Source organism: Mesorhizobium sp. M2D.F.Ca.ET.226.01.1.1 (assembly GCF_004022705.2).
Lineage (GTDB): Bacteria > Pseudomonadota > Alphaproteobacteria > Rhizobiales > Rhizobiaceae > Mesorhizobium.
Genome location: NZ_RZOY02000008.1, coordinates 20380 through 39904 on the forward strand (window position 1 = coordinate 20380; position 19525 = coordinate 39904).

Here is a 19525-nt window from a genome sequence, read left to right on the forward strand (position 1 = left end):
CAGAGGGGGGCGCCTCGCACCGGCGTCACTTTTTTCGACAGAGAGCTGACTACTTCAAGAACCCGTTCTTCTTGAGGAAATCCTCGGCGACCGCCTTCGCAGGCTCGCCGCCCAGTTGGACCCGGCCGTTGAGCTCCTGCAGGGTGACGAGATCGAGCTTGGCGAATACCGGCTTCAGCAGCGTCTCGATTTCGGGGTGCTGCTTCAGGACCTCTTCGCGGATGATCGGCGCCGGCTGATAGACCGGCTGCACGCCCTTGTCGTCCTCGAGCACGACGAGGCCGGAGGGCTGGATGCCGCCATCGGTGCCGTAGACCATGGCTGCGTTGGCGCCGTTGGTCTGGTTGGCGGCCGCCGCGATGGTGGCGGCGGTATCGCCACCAGAGAGCGTGATCAGTTGGTCGGGCTTCAGCGTGAAGCCGTAGGTCGTCTGGAAGGCCGGAAGCGCCGCGGCCGAATTGACGAATTCGGCGGAAGCCGCGAGCACCACCTTGCCGCCGCCTGCGACGTATTTGCCGAAGTCCGAAAGCGTGACGAGCTTGTTCTGATCGGTCACTTCCTTGCGCAGCGCGATCGCCCAGGTGTTGTTGGCAGGCGACGGCGACAGCCAGACGATCTTGTTGGCGTCATAGTCGAGCTTCTTGGCGGTCTCGTAGGCCTTGGCGGCATCCTTCCAGCTTGGATCGTCGGCCTTCTGGAAGAAGAAGGCGGCATTGCCGGTGTATTCAGGATAGATGTCGATCTCGCCGGCGGTGATCGCCTTGCGCACGACGGGCGTCGCGCCGAGCTGAATGCGGTCCGTCGTCTTGATATTGTTGGCGTTGAGCACGAGCTGGATGATGTTGCCCAGTACTCCGCCTTCGGTATCGATCTTCGACGAGACGACGACCTGGGCACTGGCCGAGGCGGCGGTAATGCCGAGCGCGATCGCCGCTACGGCGAGCTTTCCGATTGAAAACATTGTGAAATCCCTTGCTATGAACCGAGAATCCGGTGGGGCGCATATGAGCACGGCTATAACGGCCAGTCGGGGCATACGGTTTCATAACTAGCGGGACACACGCAATAATTTTGTTCGGCCCGGACGAAGGCCCTGGCCGCAACCCGACATGGCAATGCCGACCTAAGGTCGGCTGGCGGCCTGCCCTGTTTCGAGGAATATTAGGAAGGGCGGGTCGGCGGCCAAAACAGGAGTGTGTCATGGCCAAGCATAAAGTCGGCTACCTCATCGGCAGCCTTGCCAAGGGCTCCATCAACCGCAAGCTTGCAAAGGCCCTCGTGAAACTGGCGCCGCCCGAACTTGAGATGACGGAAATCCCCTTCAAGGACCTGCCGCTCTACAGTTACGACTACGACGCCGACTTTCCGCCGGTCGCCGTGGAGTTCAAGAAGGCCATCGCGTCCGTCCAGGCAGTGCTTTTCGTCACGCCCGAATACAATCGCTCGATCCCCGGCGGCCTGAAGAACGCAATCGACTGGGCGAGCCGGCCCTACGGCAAGAACTCTTTTGCCCGTAAACCGACAGCCGTCATCGGAACGTCGCCCGGCGCGATCGCCACAGCCGTCGCCCAGCAGAGCCTGCGCAGCGTGCTCAGCTTCTGCAACGCACCCCAGATGAACTCTCCCGAAGCCTACATTCAGTTTACCCCGGGATTGATCACCGAGGACGGCGAGGTGACTGTGGAGTCAACCGAAACATTCCTCCGCAACTATATGGACGAGTTCCACATGTTCATCGCGCGGGTGCTGCAGGTGCTCCCGCCGGATGCATGACGCCGGCCGTTTCGGACTTGTCCCCGGAACGGCCTCGGCACCTTCTTCAGAGTTCGCGGGGGCCTACCATCCTCAACGTGCCGAGCGCGACGAAGCAAAGCGCGACGACCGGGAAGACGACCCAGCTCAGCATCGTCCAGCCCCAGGCATTGTAAATCGCGCCTGACATCAGCGAGGCGAAAGCAACCGAGCCGAAGAGCACAAAGTCGTGGAAACCCTGCACCTTGCTCTTCTCGGAGGGCCGGTAACTGGCGGCGACCATGGCGGTGGCGCCAATGAAGCCGAAATTCCAGCCGAGCCCGAGCAGGATCAGCGCCGTCCAGAATTGCCACAGATGCAGCCCGGAAAGCGCTACCGTGGCGCAGCCGATCAGGAGCACGAGGCCGATGGCGACGATGCGTTCGGCGCCGAAGCGATGGATCAGCGAACCGGTGAAGAAACTCGGGCCGAACATGGCCATGACATGCCAGGAAATGCCGAGCGTCGCATTGTCTTCCGACAAGCCGCAGCCGACCATGGCGAGCGGCGCTCCCGTCATGACGAAGCTCATCAGCGCGTAGCTGCCGACGGTGCAGAAAAGTGCCGCGACGAAACGCGGCTGAGTGACGATTTCAACCAGCGGCCGGGCATCGCTCGTGGCGGTTTGCGTGACGGCATTGGTCCGCGAGGACACACGCAGGAACGACAGAATGAGCGCGCCGGCTGCCGCAAGCTGCAGGATCGACGCGAAGGACCCGGCAAACATCACCGGGGCCAGTAATTCGCGCGTGTAGATGACGATCTGCGGCCCGAGGACGGCGGTGATGATGCCGCCCGCCAGAACGAAGGAGATGGCGCGGGCCTTGAACTCGGGCGGCGCGTTGTCGGCGGCGGCGAAGCGGAACTGCTGGACGAAGGCTCCGCCGACGCCGATGACACAAAGGCCGAGGGCGAAAAGCCAGAAGCTCGCCTGATAAAGCGCGAGCGTCGCGATCAGGCCGCCCAGCGCGGTGACGATGGTGCCGGTCATGAAGCCGCCGCGATGACCGAGGCTGCGGATTATGGCCGCGGCCGGCAAGGCGCCGAGCGCCACGCCGATGTTGAAACCGGTGACCGGCGCCGTTGCCAGCGACTTGTCTGGACCGAGCAGATATTGCCCGGCGAGCGCGCCGAGCGAAATAGCGATCGGAGCGGCCGAACCGACGATCGCCTGCGCGGCCGCAAGCAGCACCGCGGTACGGCGCCCTTCCGTGCCAGTCTCGGCAATCGCGGCCGTAGCGGTCGTCACGAAGCGTCCTTGCCGCGTCCCTCGCCGCGAACCCGGCGCGAGACGCGATCGAGAACGGCGTTCACCAGTTTAGGTTCGTCTTCCTCGTAAAAGGCCTTGGCGATGTCGACATATTCGGAGACGATCACGGCCACCGGCACATCCTCGCGCTTCATCAATTCATAAACGCCGGCGCGCAGGATGGCGCGCAGCGTCGAATCCAGCCGCGACAGCGGCCAGTCCTCGGTCAGCGCCTGGCGGATGACGGGATCGATGGTCTTCTGGTTTTCGACGACGCCGGTCAGGATGGCGCGGAACCACTGCGCGTCGGCCTCGCGGTAGAGCGCGCCGTCGACTTCCTTGCCGAGGCGGAAGGCCTCGTATTCGGCCGTGATCTCGAAGACGCCGCTGCCGGCCACATCCATTTGGTAAAGCGCCTGGACGGCGGCAAGACGGGCGGCACCACGCTTGTTGGCGTGGCGCACCGCACCGGTCGAGGCGGGTTCGGTCACGATTGGGCTCCGAGTTTCTCTTTGAGCGCGATCATGGTCAGCGCCGCGCGCGCAGCAAAGCCGCCCTTGTCACCCTCGGTCTTCTTCGCGCGCGTCCACGCCTGCGCGTCGTTCTCGGTAGTGAGAATGCCGTTGCCGATCGCGATCGCCTCCTGCACCGAAAGGTCCATCAGCGCGCGGCTCGATTCATTGGCGACGATGTCGAAGTGATAGGTGTCGCCGCGAATGATGGTGCCGAGCGCGACGAAGCCGTCATAATGCGTGCCGCCTTCGGCCGCGCCATCGAGCGCGAAGCATATCACGGCCGGGATTTCCAGCGAACCGGGAACCGTGACCACGTCATAGGTGGCGCCGGCCTCATCGAGCGCGCCGGTCGCGCCTTCGAGCAGAGCGTCGGCGAGATCGTCGTGAAAACGCGCTTCGACAATGAGCAGATGCGCCTTCGCCTTTGGGCGAATGAACGCTTTGCCGTGTTGGGATGTGCCAGCCATAAAAATCTCCGGGGGGTTGCCGGTGACTTAGGCCGAAGCCGGATTGATCGCAAGCGGAAGATGCTGCGGCGCGACTTTCTGTGACCTATTCAGACCGACGCGTTGCGAGCTCCGCGCGATCCACAAGACTCTTGACCTAAGCCTCGACTTCCTGGTGCTTGATCACTCTGTCGGCATCGACATCCGCTAACGCATCGAGAGTCATCTGCCGTTGATCCACCCTCTCTTCGGTCGCTTTCGGGTCCATCAAAGCCCCTCTTTCGCCGCCTCCGCCAGGCGCGCGGCGTAACGGGCCATGGTGTCGATCTCAATGTTGATGCGGTCGCCGGCCTGGCGCTCGCCCCAGGTGGTGACACTCAGCGAGTGATGGATCAGCAGCACGTCGAAGCGGGTGCCTTCCACCTTGTTGACGGTGAGCGACGTACCGTCGAGCGCGACCGAGCCCTTGGGCGCGATGAACTTGGCCAGATGGCGCGGCGCTTCCAGCGTGAAGCGCACGGCATCGCCCTCCTCCTTGCGCTCGACGATCTCGGCCATGCCATCGACATGGCCGGAGACGATGTGGCCGCCGAGCTCGTCGCCGATCTTCAGCGCCCGTTCGAGATTGATCCGTGTGCCGGATTTCCAACTCGAGGCGGTGGTCAGCCTGAGCGCTTCCTCCCAGGCCTCGACCTCGAACCAGCGCGCGTTGGAGCCATGTTCGGGAAGCGCCGTCACGGTGAGGCAGACGCCGCCGCAGGAAATCGAAGCGCCAATCGCGATGGTCTCGGGATCGTAGGCGGTGCCGATGCGCAGCCCGACACCTTCGGCCAATGGCCTAACCGTTGCGACGGTCCCGACATCGGTCACAATTCCAGTAAACATCAGAGATCCCTTACCCACTCAGCGTAGCTGTCCTCGCCAAACCGCATATCGCGCAATTTGCGAAATCCAGCCGGGATATGGTCGGCGTCGATCGGCGATGCAATGCCATCCTCGCCGATCGCATCCGGGCCATGGAACAGGACGATGCGGTCGACCAGGTCTTCGTCGAGGAAGGCCTTGGCCACCTTGGCGCCGCCTTCCACCAAAACGCTTGCCATGCCGAGCGCTGCAAGGTCTTCCAGCAATTCCGGCAAGGCGACGACGCCCTCGTGAGTTTCGGTGCCGATGAAGCGCACGCCGGCGCGCTCGAGCGCTGCCCGCCGATGCGGGTCGGCTTCGAGGCAGGAGGCAATGTAGAGCGGCACGCGGTCGACGCTGGACACCAGCTTCGACGTCTCCGGCAGCCGGATCTGCCGATCGAGGATGATGCGCGCCGGCGAGCGGTTCTCCAGTCCCGGCAGGCGCACGGTCAGCGCCGGGTCGTCCTCGAGAGCGGTCCCAATGCCGACCAGGATGGCATCGGCCTCGGCGCGCATGAGATAGACATCGCGCCGCGCGATCTCGCCGGTGATGGCGACCTGGCCGGCGCCTTTGCGGCCGATCTTGCCGTCGCTCGAAAGCGCAAGCTTCAGAGTGACTTCCGGGCGTTTCTTCAGAGAACGAGTCAGATAGCCGGCCATTTGCTCGGCGGCCTCGGTGGCCAGCACCTTCTCCACCACCTCGACACCGGCGGCCCGCAGGATGGCGTAGCCCTGGCCGGAGACGCGCGGATCGGGATCGCTCGCCGCGCCGACGACGCGCGCGATGCCGGCATTGACCAGCGCATCGGCGCAAGGCGGCGTGCGGCCATGGTGGGCGCAAGGCTCCAGAGTAACGTAAGCCGTGGCGCCACGCGCGAGCTCGCCGGCCTCGGCCAGCGCCTCGGTCTCGGCATGCGGGCGCCCGCCGACGGCTGTGACGCCGGTGCCGACGATCATCGGGCCGGCGCCGTCGTCACGCACGATGATCGTGCCGACGGATGGGTTGGTCGAAGTGCGGCCGGCATTGCGACGCGACAGCCTGATCGCCGCGGCCATGAAACGGCGATCAAGGGCCGCCTGCGCGGCCTCGTTCAATGCGGATCCGGCCATGATCAGTCGGCGTCCTCTTCGGCCTTTTCCTCGTCGCCCTTCAATTCGCCCAGCAATTCGTGGAAATCCTTGGCTTCGCGGAAATTGCGATAGACCGAGGCGAAGCGGACATAAGCGACGTCATCCAGAGATTTCAGCGCCTCCATGACCAGCCGGCCGACCTCGCCCGAAGCAATCTCGGTTTCGCCCGAGCTCTCGAGTTGGCGCACAATGCCGGTGACGGCGCGGTCAATGCGCTCGGGGTCGACATTGCGCTTGCGCACCGCGATCTCGACGGAGCGCAGCAGCTTGTCGCGATCAAAAGGCACCTTTCGGCCGGACTTCTTAACCACGACGAGGTCGCGCAGCTGAACGCGCTCGAAGGTCGTGAAACGGCCGCCGCAATCGGGGCACACCCGCCGCCTGCGGATCGCGGCGCCGTCCTCGGCGGGACGCGAATCCTTCACCTGCGTATCTTCGGACTGGCAATAGGGACAGCGCATAGGAAGCTTTCGGTTGGCGATTCTCGGGATGCCGCAGGCTTAGTGTGTTTTGCCGACACGGCAAAGCGCTGAGCCTTCGTATCAGAGATAGCGAGGCGCAACCATAATTGCCAGCGTCCCGCCCCGCAGGCCGGCAGGCTCAGGGCGCGACGTCCTTGGTCGAGAAACCGCAGGACGTGCCGAGATTGCGATAGGCCTTGGTGAAACCGTCCATCGGGATGCTGGCCACCGCCTGCTTGCCGAAAACCACGTCGAGCGAGGTGACCTTGCGCATGGCGCGCAGCAAGGCCAGGCTGGTCTTGGCCTGGTTGTCGACCATCCAGCTGGGGCGGCCGCCGGCGGCTGCGTTGGAGCTTACGGTCGCGGCGACCTTCACGCCAGGGTCACCGAAGGTCGCGGCGATCTTGTTGCCGGTCGGCAGCGTCTTGTTGTCGATGATGAACATGATGGCCGGATAGGCATCCGGCGGCAGCGCGTCGCCGGTCGATATCGACATCGTCAGAGAGCCCGCATTGCCAAGACCGTCGACGAAAGCGGTCGAGGCGGCGCAGGTCTTGTGCGCATCCTGCCCGGTATCGAGCGTATCGATGATGGTGGTCCACCTGCCGAAGGTATTGGTCACCGGCATGTCGGTACTGGGCTGCGTCTGTTCCTGCGCAGCGGCGCTGGACAGCGCGAAGGCGGCCAGCGAGCCGGACAGTGCGAGGGTGGCAAGACGGAAAGTACGCATCATCAAAGTCTCCGGTGAGCCGCGCCGCCCGATCGGGGAGCGGCGCGAAGCGCAGGGATAAAAGATGACGCGCGACGCCCCGTCAACCAACAGACGGGTAACCGGCAGAAGGGTCAACCGAGATAAGGATAGAGCGGGAAGCGGTCGGTCAGCGCCGTGACCTTGGCCTTGACCGCGGCCTCGACCGCGGCGTTGCCTTCGTCCGAATTCGCCACCTTCAGGCCGTCCAGCACCTCGGCGATCAGCTTGCCGATCTCGCGGAATTCGGCCTGGCCGAAGCCGCGCGTGGTGCCGGCCGGCGTGCCGAGACGCACGCCCGAGGTCACGAAGGGCTTTTCCGGGTCGAACGGGATGCCGTTCTTGTTGCAGGTGATGTTGGCGCGGCCAAGGGCTGCTTCCGCGCGCTTGCCGGTGGCGTTCTTCGGCCGCAGGTCAACCAGCATCAGGTGGTTGTCGGTGCCGCCCGAGACGATGTCGAGCCCGGTCTCCTGCAGGCTGGAGGCCAGCGCCTTGGCATTGGCGACGATGCTTTCGGCATAGGCCTTGAAGCTTGGCTTCAGCGCCTCGCCGAGCGCCACCGCCTTGGCGGCGATGACATGCATCAAAGGGCCGCCCTGCAGGCCAGGGAAGACCGCCGAGTTCATCTTCTTGGCGACGTCCTCGTCATTGCACAGGATCATGCCGCCACGCGGGCCGCGCAGCGACTTGTGCGTCGTCGTGGTCACGACATGGGCGTGGGGCAGCGGCGAGGGATGCATGCCGCCGGCGACGAGACCTGCGATATGCGCCATATCGACCATCAGATAGGCGCCGATCGAATCGGCGATCTCGCGGAAACGCTTCCAGTCCCAGATGCGCGAATAAGCGGTGCCGCCGGCCAGGATCAGCTTCGGCTTCGTCTCTTGCGCGGTCTTCTCGATCGCGTCCATGTCGAGGAGATGATCGTCCTTGCGCACGCCATAGGAGACGACCTTGAACCACTTGCCGCTCATGTTGACCGGCGAGCCGTGCGTGAGATGGCCGCCCGAATTCAGGTCGAGGCCCATGAAGGTGTCGCCGGGCTGCAGCAGCGCCAGGAACACCGCCTGGTTCATCTGGCTGCCGGAGTTCGGCTGGACGTTGGCGAAGTTGCAGCCAAACAGCTTTTTGGCGCGTTCGATGGCCAGTTCCTCGGCCACGTCGACGAATTGGCAGCCGCCATAGTAGCGCTTGCCCGGATAGCCCTCGGCATATTTGTTGGTCATGATCGAGCCCTGCGCCTCGAGCACGGCGCGCGACACGATGTTTTCCGATGCGATCAGCTCGATCTCATGGCGCTGGCGGCCGAGCTCGTTGCGGATGGCGCCGAAGATTTCCGGATCGGCATCGGCAAGCGTGGTCTCGAAGAAGGACTCGAATTTGCTGGAGGATGCCGCGGCATTTGACATGGCTTGCTTTCCCTTGGGCCGGAGGTCTGCGAGGTCGCCGCGCATTAACACAGTTGTTTTCCGCCCGCCACGTTTGCGGCGCGAAATTTGCTGGCCGGTTTGCGCCAAGGCAGGCCGGCCGGGTACTAATCCCGCGGTTCACGGCCCTTGAGGATCGCCTCGGTGAAGGTGATTTCGGTGAACAGCTTGCGCGCCGTGTGGTCATTGATGTCGCCACGGCGCAGCATAGCCTGCAGTTCGGCGCGCTCGGCCTCGATGTACTCACGGACCCGAACGTCCGCTCCGTTCCGGCCTACGCCGGCCGAAGCCCTCACAAGCGTCTTCGCCCTATGAAGGCTACGGCCGGCGTAGGCCGGTTCTCGGAAACCGTCACTCTCGACTCGGCCTGACCTGAAGCTCGACACGCCTTTAACAAAAAGGCCGCTGCAGGAGCGGCCTTTTGCGTTCAAGATCAGACCTTTACTGCGCGGAGCTGATCTGCAGCTCCTGGGCGCCGTCGAGGCCGTAGATGTCGTCGCGGAACTGCACGACGCCGGGACCTGTCGACCAGGCCGACAGATAGAGGAAGTGGACCGGCACCGGATTGACGACCTGGATGGGCGTATTCTCGCCGGTCTTGATGGCCGCCTCGAAATGCTGGCGGTCCCAGCCGGGCGTGTCGCGCAGGATCCAGGTGACGAGGTCGCGCACGTTCTGGACGCGCACGCAGCCGGAAGAATCGAAGCGCATCAGCTTGCCGAACAGGCTCTGCTGCGGCGTGTCGTGCATGTAGACGCCATCCGGGCTCGGGAAGTTGATCTTGACCGAGGCCATGGCGTTGTTGCCGCCCGGGTCCTGGCGGAAACGGTATTTCGCGGCATCGTCCGTCGACCAGTCGATGGTCATCGGATCGACCTCGCTGCCGTCCGGCGCGAACAGGCGGATATGGCTGTCCTTGAGGTAGTTCGGATCCTTCCGCATCAGCGGAATGATGTCCTTGCGCACGATCGAGACCGGCGCGTTCCAGTACGGATTGACGATGATCTCGTTGATCTTCGAGTTCACGATCGGCGTCTGGCGGTCGATCTTGCCGACGATGGCGGTATGGCGGAGCACGACGCGGTCGTTCTCGACCGCTTCGATCTGGGCGCCGGGAATGTCGACGAGCACATAGCGGCTGCCGAGCGTGCCGGCCTTGTCCTTCAGGCGCTGCAGATTGGTCTGCAGCTGGCCGAGACGGATCTGCGCCGAGACGTTCATCGCCGTATAGGTGTATTTACCCATGGCGCCGTCGGCAGGCAGGCCGTGACGGAGCTGGAAGCGCTTGACCGCCGAGTCGACATAGGAATCGAAGGCCGTCGAAATGCCGGCGCTCTGCGGCAGGTCGCCCGAGACCATCAAGCGTTTGCGCAGCGGAACGACATCCGGATCGTCGTCGCCGAGCTGCAATTTCTTGGTCGCCGGAACCTGCTCCCAGCCACCCTGCGAGACGATGTTCTGGTACTGCGCCACCGCCTGCTCGGTGAACGCGACGGTCTGCTGGCTGAAAATCGGCAGCGTCGAGGCGACCTTGTTGGTGTCGCTGGCGCGGGCGTCGAACTGGTCGTCCCAATTGCCGCGCGTCGAGGATTTCAGGACATCCCCGACCACGTCTTGCGCGCTGGCATGGCCGGCGACCATGGCGGCGGCGAGCGCAGAGGCTCCGGTGAGGAAGAAACGGCGGCTGGTTCTCATGGCAGACATTCTTGCTTAATCGCTCTCGCTCAATTCGCTTGCCGGGCGGCTTGTCCGCACTCTAGGGGCGGCAAACTTAACATTTCGCCAACCATATCCTGCATCGGCGGCTGCCAGAAACGCGCTGCCGCCCTGCAGGTTCCAAGGAGCGCGGGGCATGGGCCCGCAGCTTCACCCATGATCCGCATCCACCGCGATTATGGCGGCAACGTGGCCTCGGCCCGCGATTTGCTTGCGGTGGGAAGGTGAAAGAAATGGCGGCGATGCTTTTTTGCATCGCAGCGAAGTCTGCTTGTGAAGTCTAATGCCCTGGACTTCAGAGGCGGAGCTCCCACGGCCGCGGAGCGGCGGTCAAGTTTCCCAAAGCCTCCCCCCTTCGCAAAAAGAATGAGGGACCGGCGCTTCCGCACCAGTCCCATGTTCTCTCCCCCAGCCGCGCTTCTTCGGCGCGGCTTCACCATCCCAGGCTTCGGACACTTACATCCGGTAAGCGATGGTATCGTTCCAGAAGCGGTCCAGCCGCTGCAGCGCGCGGTTCATCTGCTTGAACTCGTCGGTGTTGATGCCGCCGACCGCTTCGATCGAACCAACATGGCGCTCATAGAGGCCGGCCACGACGTCGGCCACCTCGTTGCCCTTCGGCGTCAGCGAGACGCGGACCGAACGGCGGTCGATGCGCGAGCGCTGGTGGTTGATGAAGCCGAGGTCGACCAGCTTCTTCAGATTGTAGGAGACGTTCGAGCCGAGATAATAGCCACGCGAACGCAGCTCGCCGGCGGTCAGCTCCGAATTGCCGATGTTGAAGAGCAGCAGCGCCTGGATGGCGTTGATGTCGGAACGGCCGTTGCGGTCGAACTCGTCCTTGATCACGTCAAGCAGACGGCGGTGCAGGCGCTCCACCAGCTGCAGCGATTCCATGTACAGCGAGCGGATAGCCTCACGGCGATCGTCGGATACGTTTGCGGTCTTCGCCGCCGGACGCGAATTGATCATTGTCTTTGCCTCTCGTTTGTCGCCTTGGTGATTTTTTGTTTTTCACCTTGATCGCGACACTATCGAATACTCATAAAATTCGACTTAAACGCCAGGGCTAACAAGAGCTTACCGGTAAGAGGTTTCGGAAGACGCTTAACGATCGGTCACCCGAGCAAGAACAATTAACCTAAAGATTTAGGCAATGGATTTTGGGGGCAAACGGGATCGGAAATCGGCTCGGGAGGCCGGTCTTCGGCCGGCTTTATGAGTGGAGCATGATGTCGTCCGAAAACCGCTTCACACTTTTCGGCATCATGCTCATTGGCGCAGCTGGCGCTTCTGCAGCCAGATGGTGACGCGAAAGACGATGTAGAGCGAGGCCACGCAGGCATGCGAGACGACGATCAGGATGCGGCGGCCGAAGAGATCGGGGAAGCCGGCATACATCACCGTCTCGGTCGCCGCGCAGATGAACCAGATCACAGGTCCCCAGGACGCCAGCATCCACAGGCCGGCCGCGGCGAACGGAAAGAACACGGCGAGCATGGCCGCCGCCACCTGCCAGTGCACCGGCATCAGGTCGAAGCGCCACAGCTCGCCCGGATAGATGCCGATCAGGCGGATCCAGTAGAGAATGCCGAACAAAAGGCAATAGCCGGCGATCACGCGCTGGAACCAGGCGAAGATGATCTCGGTGGTCGAGGGCTGCAGCACCACGCGCCTGGATGTGACCTCGCTCACAGGGTGAGCTCCTTGTCTCCGAGCGGCGCGAAATAGGCGTCGATGTCGGCGGCGCTGACCTCGTCCAGGCGCGCCGGGCGCCAGGCAGGCGTCGAGCCCTTCTCGATGATGGCGGCGCGGATGCCTTCGTAGAAATCATGGCCGGCCAGCATGCGGTTCAGGATGCGGAACTCCATCTTCATGCATTCGTCCATCGACAGCGTCGATCCCGCGCTGATCTGGCGCCAGGCGACGTTGAGGCTGGTCGGCGAGCGGGTTTTCAACGTCGCCAGCGTCTTCGCGGCAAAAGCGTCTTGCGCCCCGGCCCGTTCCAGGCTGGCGACAATGTAAGCGAGCGAAGGCTGCGAAAAATGGCGCGCGATCGCCTCGAGGTCCTGTCGCTCGGTCTCGCGTTTGGCGGGCACGAAGAAATCGCGCAATTCCGCATTGGCGTCGCCGCTCGTCGCCAGCTCGTCGAGCAGGCCTGCCTGATCCTCGGCCTTGATGGTGTGGGTGGCAAGCCCCGACCACAGCGCGTCGCCATAGCGGATGCGATTGCCCGTCAGCCCGAGATACATGCCGAACGAGCCGCCGAGATCCGGCAGCAGATGGCTGCCGCCGACATCGGGGAAGAAGCCGATGCCGACCTCGGGCATGGCGAACTGCGCGTTCTCGGTCAGCACGCGATGCGAGCCGTGAAAGGAGATGCCGACGCCGCCGCCCATGACGATGCCGTCGATCAGCGCGACATAGGGTTTCTTGAAGCGCGCGATGCGGGCGTTCAATCGATACTCGTCGGCGAAGAAGTCGACAGGCGGCTTGCCGGCGCGGCCGGCCTCATAGATGTGCAGGATATCGCCGCCGGCGGAAAACGCCCTGCCCTCGGCCTTGACGACGACGAGACCGACGCCGGCGTCTTCTTCCCAGGCGTCGAGCGCCTTGCCGAGCGCCTTGACCATGGCGTGCGTGACGGCATTGAGCGCCTTCGGCCGTGTCAGTGTGACGACGCCCGCCCTGCCCAGCCGCTCGAAGCGGATCTCGTCGCCTCCGCCAAAATCCATAGTCAGAGAATCCTCCCCCGCGCCTGCGGGAGGAGAAGTGCTAAAGGCGGCATGGGAACGCGTCAATGGTCGCGGTCCTTGCGCTGGCGGGCAGCCGCGTCAGATGTTAGGTAACCGGCAAAGCATCGTGCCTGCGCCCGAAGGATTTCGAGCAGAACCAACATGCGTGGAATTTCTCGCCTGGCGGCTGGATTGGTTGGCCTCCTTTGCCTGGGAGCGGCAACCGCATTTGCCGCGACGCCGGCCGAGCTCTACCAGGCGCAGGCGATCGTCACCGGGACGGGCGACGTGAACCGGCAGATCGGCTTTCGCGAATGCCTGGATAAGGTGCTTGTCAAGGTTTCGGGCGACCAGCGCCTCACGCAGAAGCCGGAGATCTTGGCGCTGCGCGACAAGGCGGCCGACTTCGTCCAGTCCTTTCGCTACCACGACCGGCTCGAGGGCATCCCGATCCATGACGAGCAAGGCACGCATGACCGCCCGCACGACCTGACCTGCCTCTACAAGCCGGCCGTCGTCGACAAGCTCTTGGCGCAACTCGGAAGCAGACCGTGGCTCGGCGAGCGGCCGCTGATCGCCGTCTTCATGACCGCTGAGCAGGGTTCGCGGCATTTCGTCCTGACGGACGATGAGGATCAGGGCAAGACGATGCGCGAATCCTTCGCCAACGCCACGGCTCCGCTGTTGATGCGCATCGCCTTTCCAAAGGCCAAGCAACTCGGCGGGCTGGACGAGAAGACGTTCGCCAACGCCGACATGGCAAGGCTCGACCAGTTGGCGAAGAAAGCCGGGGCCGCCCGCGCGCTCGCCGGCTCGATCGTGTGGAGCGACAAGGAGCTTGGCTGGATCGCCGACTGGCGGCTGGCCAATCGCGGCAAGACCTACCGCTGGCAGGTGCGCGGGGTGAGCTTCGACGAGGCATTCCGGGTTGCGATGAGAGGCGCGGCGCAGATTCTGTCGGGAAACGGGCAGCCTTAGGGTAGGTCGATATTCAGGTGATGCCGGCCTGCAAATGGCGGCTTCCTGCGCTTCCGGTGCTCACGTACCTAAGTACGCTCCGCTCCGGTTCTCGCAAGCCACCATTTTCGTCTCGGCCCGACCTGAATCTCAACCTACCCTGCCGCGCATCAGCCCTGGCACAATCGTGTCGCATTGGTCAGCGGCTGAGACGCGTGGTAAAAGCCGGGCGCAAAAGAGAGTTTCGGCGATGAACAAATTTACCCCCGCAAAGCCTGCCGGCGCGCGCAGCGTCGACGAGATCACCGGCAGCCGGCGGCTGAGGCGCATGCGCAAGGCCGACTGGTCGCGTCGCCTTGTGCAGGAGAACCAGCTCTCGGTGAACGACCTGATCTGGCCGATCTTCGTCATCGACGGCAAGAACACGCGCGAGCCGATCGCCGCCATGCCGGATGTCTATCGCCTGACCATCGATCTCGCGGTCAAGGAAGCCGAGCGCGCGGCCAAGCTCGGCATTCCGGCGATCGCCACCTTCCCCAATGTCGAGCTTGCGCTGCGCGACCAGACCGGCTCGCACATCCTCGACCCGGAAAACATCATCAACCGCGCCACGCGCGCCATCAAGGACGCGGTGCCGGAGATCGGCATCATCACCGATGCCGCGCTCGACCCGTTCACCAGCCACGGCCATGACGGCATTTTGCGCGACGGCATCATCGTCAATGACGAGACGGTGGAACAGGTGGCCGCCGCGGCCGTCATCCAGGCGGCGGCCGGCGCCGACATCATCGCTCCGTCCGACATGATGGACGGCCGCATCGGCGCCATCCGCGACGCGCTCGACGCCAACGGCTTCCAGAACGTGGCGATCATGTCCTACGCGACGAAGTTCGCCTCGGCTTTCTATGGCCCGTACCGCGAGGCGGTCGGCACCGCCGGCCTGCTCAAGGGCGACAAGAAGACCTACTACATCGACCACGCCAATTCGGACGAGGCGGTGCGCGAGGCGGAGCAGGACCTCGCCGAAGGCGCCGACATGCTGATGGTCAAGCCCGGCCTGCCCTATCTCGACATCATCCGCCGGCTGAAGGACGAGCTGCGGATGCCGACCTTCGCCTATCAGGTGTCGGGCGAATACTCGATGATCAAGGCAGCCGCCGCCAATGGCTGGATCGACGGCGAAAAGGCGATGCTGGAATCGCTGCTTTCGCTGAAGCGCGCCGGCTGCGACGGCGTGCTGACCTATTTCGCGCCGACAGTGGCGGAGATGCTGAGGGGCTAAGACAATTCCAGGAAAAGTGGTGAGCGGTTAGGCTCGGCGACTTCGCCACAGCCTTGCGTCCGGAATGCATCAAAACAAGGAGATAGAGCGGTTCGCCATTTCCGTGAAACGCTGAAACGCTCCAGGCTGCCGAACCGGCAAGCGGCGCCGCTGACCAGGCGTCAGAATTCCACCTCTAGCTCGACGATCTCCTCTGGCTCGGCGAGCGCTCCTTGCGTCCATTCCCGCATCAGCGGCCAGGCGAAGACCGTCTCGCAGAAGGCGGCGAGCGGCGCTTCGAGGTCAACTGCGTAGGTGCGGAAGCGGGTGCTGACCGGAGCATACATGGCATCGGCCATGGTGGGCCATGCCCCGAACAGCCACGGTCCACCATAGGTCGCCAGGCATTCCGACCAGATCGCCTTGATCCGCTCCACATCCGGCCGCGCGCCGGAAAAGATCTTGAAGCTCTTGTGCCTCGCCTTGAGGTTCATCGGCAGTGCCGAGCGCAGATTGTGGAAGCCCGAATGCATTTCGCCCGACACCGCACGGCAATGGGCGCGCGCCACGCGCTCGGCCGGCAGCAGGCCGGCTGCCGGCATCGTCTCAGCCAGATATTCGGCGATGGCCAGCGTATCCCATACGGTGACGCCGACATGCGTCAGCCGCGGCACCAACACCGATGGCGACAGGAGCAGCAATTCCTGCCGCTGCTCCGGATCATCGATGTCGACGCGCTTCTCCTCGAACTCCAAACCGGCCATGCGGCACAGCAGCCAGCCGCGCAGAGACCAGGACGAGTAGTTCTTCGACGAGATCGTCAACGTCGCCTTAGTCGCGCTTTCCGGCTTCGCCGCAACCACCTTCCCCGTCTTGGCCATGTCGTGGAACCCCCGAGCCTTTCGCCGGCAACAATCCTCTCGCAATGCAAAATAAATTGCACTAGCTTTTTTGCACTGCACGATGGGCTGTCAGCGGAACGAGGCGCAATGCTTTACCAGGCCTACCAGCTCCAGGACGACCTCATGGCCCCGGCGCGCATGCTTGCCGAACTGATGGGCTCGGCGACTGGTGGGATGGCGCTGGGCGACGCCGCCAAACGGCGCATCGCGGCCGGGCTGGAGATGATCGCCCGTTTCAGGCTCACCCATACGCGGCCGGATTTCGGCATCGGGACCGTCAGGGTCGGTAACCGCGAGGTGCCGGTCGCCGTCGAAACGGTGCTCGCCCTGCCCTTCGGCAAGCTGCTGCGTTTTGCCAAGGACATCGACGCCCACCAGCCGAAGGTCTTGGTGGTCGCGCCCTTGTCGGGACATTTCTCGACGCTGCTGCGCGGCACGGTGGAGACGCTCCTGGCCGACCACGAGGTCTATGTCACCGACTGGGCCAATGCCCGCGACGTGCCGCTTTCGGCCGGCAGCTTCGGCGTGGACGACTATGTCGACTACCTCATCCGTTTCCTGGAGGCGATCGGCCCGGGAGCGCATATCCTGGCGGTCTGCCAGCCCTGCGTCCAGGCGCTCGCCGCCGTCGCCATCATGTCCGAGGACAGGCATCCGGCGACGCCGCGCTCGATGACGCTGATGGCGGGGCCGATCGACCCGCGCGAAAGCCCGACGGAGGTCAACGAATTCGCCGTCAGCAAGTCGCTGGCCTGGTTCCAGAGCTACGTCATCTCTCATGTGCCCTTCCGCCACCTGGGCGGCGGGCGGCGGGTGTATCCGGGCTTCCTGCAACTCGCCGCCTTCATGGCCATGAACAGCGACCGCCACGTCACCGCGCATCGCAAGCTCCATGAGCATCTGGCGGCCGGCGAGACCGCCGAAGCCGAGAAGATCAAGACTTTCTACGACGAGTATTTCGCGGTGCTCGACCTCACCGAGGAATTCTATCTCGAGACCATCGACCGGGTGTTCCAGAAGGCGGAGCTTGCCACAGGCGCGTTCACCTTCCGCGGCGGCAAGGTCGATCCCGGCGCGATCCGCAACACGGCGCTGCTCACCGTCGAGGGCGGACGCGACGACATATGCGCGCTGGGCCAGACCTCGGCGGCGCATGATCTGTGCCGCTCGCTGCGCCCACATCTGAAGCGTCATCACCTGCAGGCCAATGTCGGCCATTACGGCGTCTTCAACGGCAAGCGCTGGGAACGCGAAATCTATCCCGTGGTGCGCAACCTCATCCTAGCGATGGAATAGCGAGACGCGCGCGGACGAGCGAACCGGCGCCGTTGCCGCCGCTTCCTCAAGTCAAATCCATAGACCGGGATCGTGCCGCCGAGCGCGACGCCGCCGCCCATCCGCTTGCAATTCGCAATCGGTCAAGCTATCAGTTGACCGCTTGCAAATCACAACTGGGTCAGGAGGCCAATGATGTCCAGGCTGCGTGTCAATGCTTTCACCTTGTCGCTCGACGGTTACGGCGCCGGCCCCGACCAGAGCCTCGCCAACCCGCTCGGCGTGGGCGGCGAAAACCTGCACAAATGGATGATCAAAACCCGCTCGTTCCACCAGATGATCGGCAAGGATGGCGGAACGACGGATACCGATAATGAGTTTGCCGTGAGTAGTTTTGAGAATGTCGGCGCCTGGATCCTCGGCCGCAATATGTTCGCGCCGAGCCGCGGACCGTGGCCGGACGACAACTGGAAAGGCTGGTGGGGGCCTAACCCACCCTATCACGTGCCGACCTTTATCTTGACGCATCACAAGCGCGCGCCGATCGAGATGGAAGGCGGGACGACTTTCTACTTCGTCACCGACGGCATCCGCTCAGCGCTCGAACAGGCGAAAGCAGCGGCAGACGGCAAGGATGTGCGCGTCGGAGGCGGCATTTCGACGGTACGGCAGTATCTGCAGGAAAGCTTGATCGACGAGATGCATCTGGTGGTGTCGCCGCTGCTGCTCGGCTCGGGCGAGCACCTCTTTGCAGGCCTCGACATGCTGAAGCTGGGATACCGCTGCACGGGCCAGGTGGCGACGGCCGACGCGTGTCATGTGATGGTTGGACGGGTGTAATTACGGCTCTTTCTCCCCGTTCACGGGGAGAAATGCCCGGCAGGGCAATGAGGGGCAGCGCTGCCGGTTGAGATTAGCGACAAGCTACCCGATGGGCGTTTGGGCCTGCGCGGCGGATTGGCGCTCAACCGCCCGCGCCGGCGCTGCCCCTCATCCGCCCTTCGGGCACCTTCTCCCCGTGGAACGGGGAGAGGGAAAGCGCCTCAATACTTCTGCGGCACGTAGAGCTCGCGCGGCAGCACCTGGCGCTCGTAGGAGGGGTTGAAGACGCGCTCCGGCAGCGTGATCTCCTCGTGCGGCACCTCTTCATACGGCATCTGCTGCAAGAGATGATCGATGCAGTTCAGCCGCGCGCGCTTCTTGTCGTTGCCCTCGACGATGAACCAGGGCGCTTCCTTGATGTTGGTGCGGGCAAAAGTCTCTTCCTTGGCCTTGGTGTATTGCTCCCAGCGCACGCGCGACTGCAGGTCCATCGGCGACAGCTTCCACTGCTTCATCGGATCGTGGATGCGCATCAGGAAGCGCATCTGCTGTTCCTCGTCGGTGATCGAGAACCAGTATTTGACCAGCGTGATGCCGGAACGGACCAGCATGCGTTCGAATTCCGGCACGTCGTGGAAGAACTCCTCGACCTGATTCTGGTCGGCAAAACCCATCACCCGCTCGACGCCGGAGCGGTTGTACCAGGAGCGGTCGAACAGCACGATCTCGCCGCCCGCGGGGAGATGCGGCACGTAGCGCTGGAAATACCATTGCGACTTTTCGCGCTCGGTCGGCGCCGGCAACGCCACGACACGGGCAATGCGCGGGTTGAGGCGCTGGGTGATGCGCTTGATGACGCCGCCCTTGCCGGCGGAATCGCGGCCCTCGAAGATCACCACCAGCTTCTTCTTGTGATAGGCAACCCAGGACTGCAGCTTGATCAGCTCGGACTGCAGCCTGAGCAGTTCGCGGAAATAGGTCATCCGCTCTATCGAAGGCGGATGCGACTTCTTGTAGATCTTGGCGATCTCGAGCGAGAGCGCCGGCTCGGAAAGCTCCAGCTCATAATCTTCGTCGAGCGTGTCCTCGAGTTCGGCTTCGAGCCAGTCCTTCGCTCCGGAATTCGGTTTGAGTTCGTTCATCGCGCAGCTCCTGCCTGCCAGCCACCTTGCCTCGGATGCGTT

General features: G+C 63.7%; 21 protein-coding genes. 5 read left to right on the plus strand and 16 right to left on the minus strand.

Features of this window, described 5'->3' with window-relative positions:
- Window positions 1-49: 49 nt before the first annotated feature.
- Window positions 50-961, minus strand: coding sequence for an ABC transporter substrate-binding protein (locus EN869_RS19090; protein ID WP_127227523.1), 912 nt, complete (start codon window positions 959-961; stop codon window positions 50-52).
- Window positions 962-1200: 239 nt separating this feature from the next.
- On the opposite strand from EN869_RS19090, the gene EN869_RS19095 reads away from it, so the two are divergent.
- The gene (locus EN869_RS19095; protein WP_127227522.1) at window positions 1201-1773 is read left to right on the plus strand and encodes an NADPH-dependent FMN reductase; all 573 of its coding nucleotides are present in this window, start codon (window positions 1201-1203) and stop codon (window positions 1771-1773) included.
- 46 nt (window positions 1774-1819) lie between these two features.
- On the opposite strand, the gene EN869_RS19100 is transcribed toward EN869_RS19095, so the two are convergent.
- The 13 genes from EN869_RS19100 to EN869_RS19160 all read right to left on the minus strand — a co-directional run bounded on the left by EN869_RS19100 (window position 1820) and on the right by EN869_RS19160 (window position 13124).
- Complete coding sequence (locus EN869_RS19100; protein WP_245489448.1) at window positions 1820-3040, minus strand: MFS transporter; 1221 nt, start codon at window positions 3038-3040, stop codon at window positions 1820-1822.
- Window positions 3037-3531 carry a transcription antitermination factor NusB gene (nusB, locus tag EN869_RS19105; RefSeq protein WP_040999924.1) on the minus strand — a complete coding sequence of 165 codons (495 nt, stop codon included), beginning with the start codon at window positions 3529-3531 and terminating at the stop codon, window positions 3037-3039. The genes EN869_RS19100 and nusB overlap by 4 nt, the downstream gene beginning before the upstream one ends.
- Window positions 3528-4022 (minus strand): 6,7-dimethyl-8-ribityllumazine synthase, encoded by a 495-nt coding sequence (gene ribH / locus EN869_RS19110; RefSeq protein WP_127227521.1) that lies wholly within the window; start codon window positions 4020-4022, stop codon window positions 3528-3530. The genes nusB and ribH overlap by 4 nt, the downstream gene beginning before the upstream one ends.
- Before the next feature lie 246 nt (window positions 4023-4268).
- On the minus strand, window positions 4269-4886 hold the full coding sequence (locus tag EN869_RS19115; RefSeq protein ID WP_127227520.1) for a riboflavin synthase: 618 nt from the start codon (window positions 4884-4886) through the stop codon (window positions 4269-4271).
- Window positions 4886-6016: a bifunctional diaminohydroxyphosphoribosylaminopyrimidine deaminase/5-amino-6-(5-phosphoribosylamino)uracil reductase RibD gene (ribD, locus tag EN869_RS19120; protein WP_167507044.1), complete on the minus strand. Its 1131-nt coding sequence runs from the start codon at window positions 6014-6016 to the stop codon at window positions 4886-4888. Before ribD ends, EN869_RS19115 begins: the two co-directional genes overlap by 1 nt.
- Before the next feature lie 2 nt (window positions 6017-6018).
- Entirely contained in the window at window positions 6019-6498 is a 480-nt protein-coding gene (gene nrdR, locus EN869_RS19125) for a transcriptional regulator NrdR (protein ID WP_127227519.1), read from the minus strand.
- Between the two features lie 139 nt (window positions 6499-6637).
- Entirely contained in the window at window positions 6638-7231 is a 594-nt protein-coding gene (locus tag EN869_RS19130; RefSeq protein WP_245489447.1) for a hypothetical protein, read from the minus strand.
- 110 nt (window positions 7232-7341) lie between these two features.
- Window positions 7342-8655, minus strand: coding sequence for a serine hydroxymethyltransferase (glyA, locus tag EN869_RS19135; protein ID WP_127227518.1), 1314 nt, complete (start codon window positions 8653-8655; stop codon window positions 7342-7344).
- Between the two features lie 125 nt (window positions 8656-8780).
- Window positions 8781-8969 (minus strand): hypothetical protein, encoded by a 189-nt coding sequence (locus EN869_RS19140; protein ID WP_127227517.1) that lies wholly within the window; start codon window positions 8967-8969, stop codon window positions 8781-8783.
- Between the two features lie 145 nt (window positions 8970-9114).
- Entirely contained in the window at window positions 9115-10368 is a 1254-nt protein-coding gene (locus tag EN869_RS19145) for a L,D-transpeptidase family protein (RefSeq protein WP_127227516.1), read from the minus strand.
- A 477-nt stretch (window positions 10369-10845) separates the two neighbouring features.
- On the minus strand, window positions 10846-11361 hold the full coding sequence (locus EN869_RS19150) for a MarR family winged helix-turn-helix transcriptional regulator (protein ID WP_040983294.1): 516 nt from the start codon (window positions 11359-11361) through the stop codon (window positions 10846-10848).
- Between the two features lie 300 nt (window positions 11362-11661).
- Window positions 11662-12084, minus strand: coding sequence for a DUF6163 family protein (locus EN869_RS19155; RefSeq protein ID WP_127227515.1), 423 nt, complete (start codon window positions 12082-12084; stop codon window positions 11662-11664).
- Window positions 12081-13124 carry an enoyl-CoA hydratase/isomerase family protein gene (locus EN869_RS19160; protein ID WP_127227514.1) on the minus strand — a complete coding sequence of 348 codons (1044 nt, stop codon included), beginning with the start codon at window positions 13122-13124 and terminating at the stop codon, window positions 12081-12083. Before EN869_RS19160 ends, EN869_RS19155 begins: the two co-directional genes overlap by 4 nt.
- Window positions 13125-13286: 162 nt before the next feature.
- Here EN869_RS19160 and EN869_RS19165 point away from each other — a divergent pair, with 162 nt between their 5' ends.
- Window positions 13287-14102: a DUF2066 domain-containing protein gene (locus EN869_RS19165; RefSeq protein ID WP_127227513.1), complete on the plus strand. Its 816-nt coding sequence runs from the start codon at window positions 13287-13289 to the stop codon at window positions 14100-14102.
- Window positions 14103-14331: 229 nt separating this feature from the next.
- The gene (gene hemB / locus EN869_RS19170; protein ID WP_127227512.1) at window positions 14332-15363 is read left to right on the plus strand and encodes a porphobilinogen synthase; all 1032 of its coding nucleotides are present in this window, start codon (window positions 14332-14334) and stop codon (window positions 15361-15363) included.
- A gap of 161 nt (window positions 15364-15524) precedes the next feature.
- Here the strand turns inward: hemB and EN869_RS19175 are convergent, their stop codons facing one another.
- The gene (locus tag EN869_RS19175) at window positions 15525-16223 is read right to left on the minus strand and encodes a glutathione S-transferase (RefSeq protein ID WP_127227511.1); all 699 of its coding nucleotides are present in this window, start codon (window positions 16221-16223) and stop codon (window positions 15525-15527) included.
- Between the two features lie 108 nt (window positions 16224-16331).
- Here EN869_RS19175 and phaZ point away from each other — a divergent pair, with 108 nt between their 5' ends.
- Both phaZ and EN869_RS19185 read left to right on the plus strand, forming a co-directional pair.
- Window positions 16332-17540 carry a polyhydroxyalkanoate depolymerase gene (gene phaZ, locus EN869_RS19180; protein ID WP_127227510.1) on the plus strand — a complete coding sequence of 403 codons (1209 nt, stop codon included), beginning with the start codon at window positions 16332-16334 and terminating at the stop codon, window positions 17538-17540.
- Window positions 17541-17714: 174 nt separating this feature from the next.
- The gene (locus EN869_RS19185) at window positions 17715-18359 is read left to right on the plus strand and encodes a dihydrofolate reductase family protein (RefSeq protein WP_127227509.1); all 645 of its coding nucleotides are present in this window, start codon (window positions 17715-17717) and stop codon (window positions 18357-18359) included.
- A gap of 203 nt (window positions 18360-18562) precedes the next feature.
- On the opposite strand, the gene ppk2 is transcribed toward EN869_RS19185, so the two are convergent.
- Window positions 18563-19483: a polyphosphate kinase 2 gene (gene ppk2 / locus EN869_RS19190; RefSeq protein ID WP_127227508.1), complete on the minus strand. Its 921-nt coding sequence runs from the start codon at window positions 19481-19483 to the stop codon at window positions 18563-18565.
- Window positions 19484-19525: the final 42 nt, after the last annotated feature.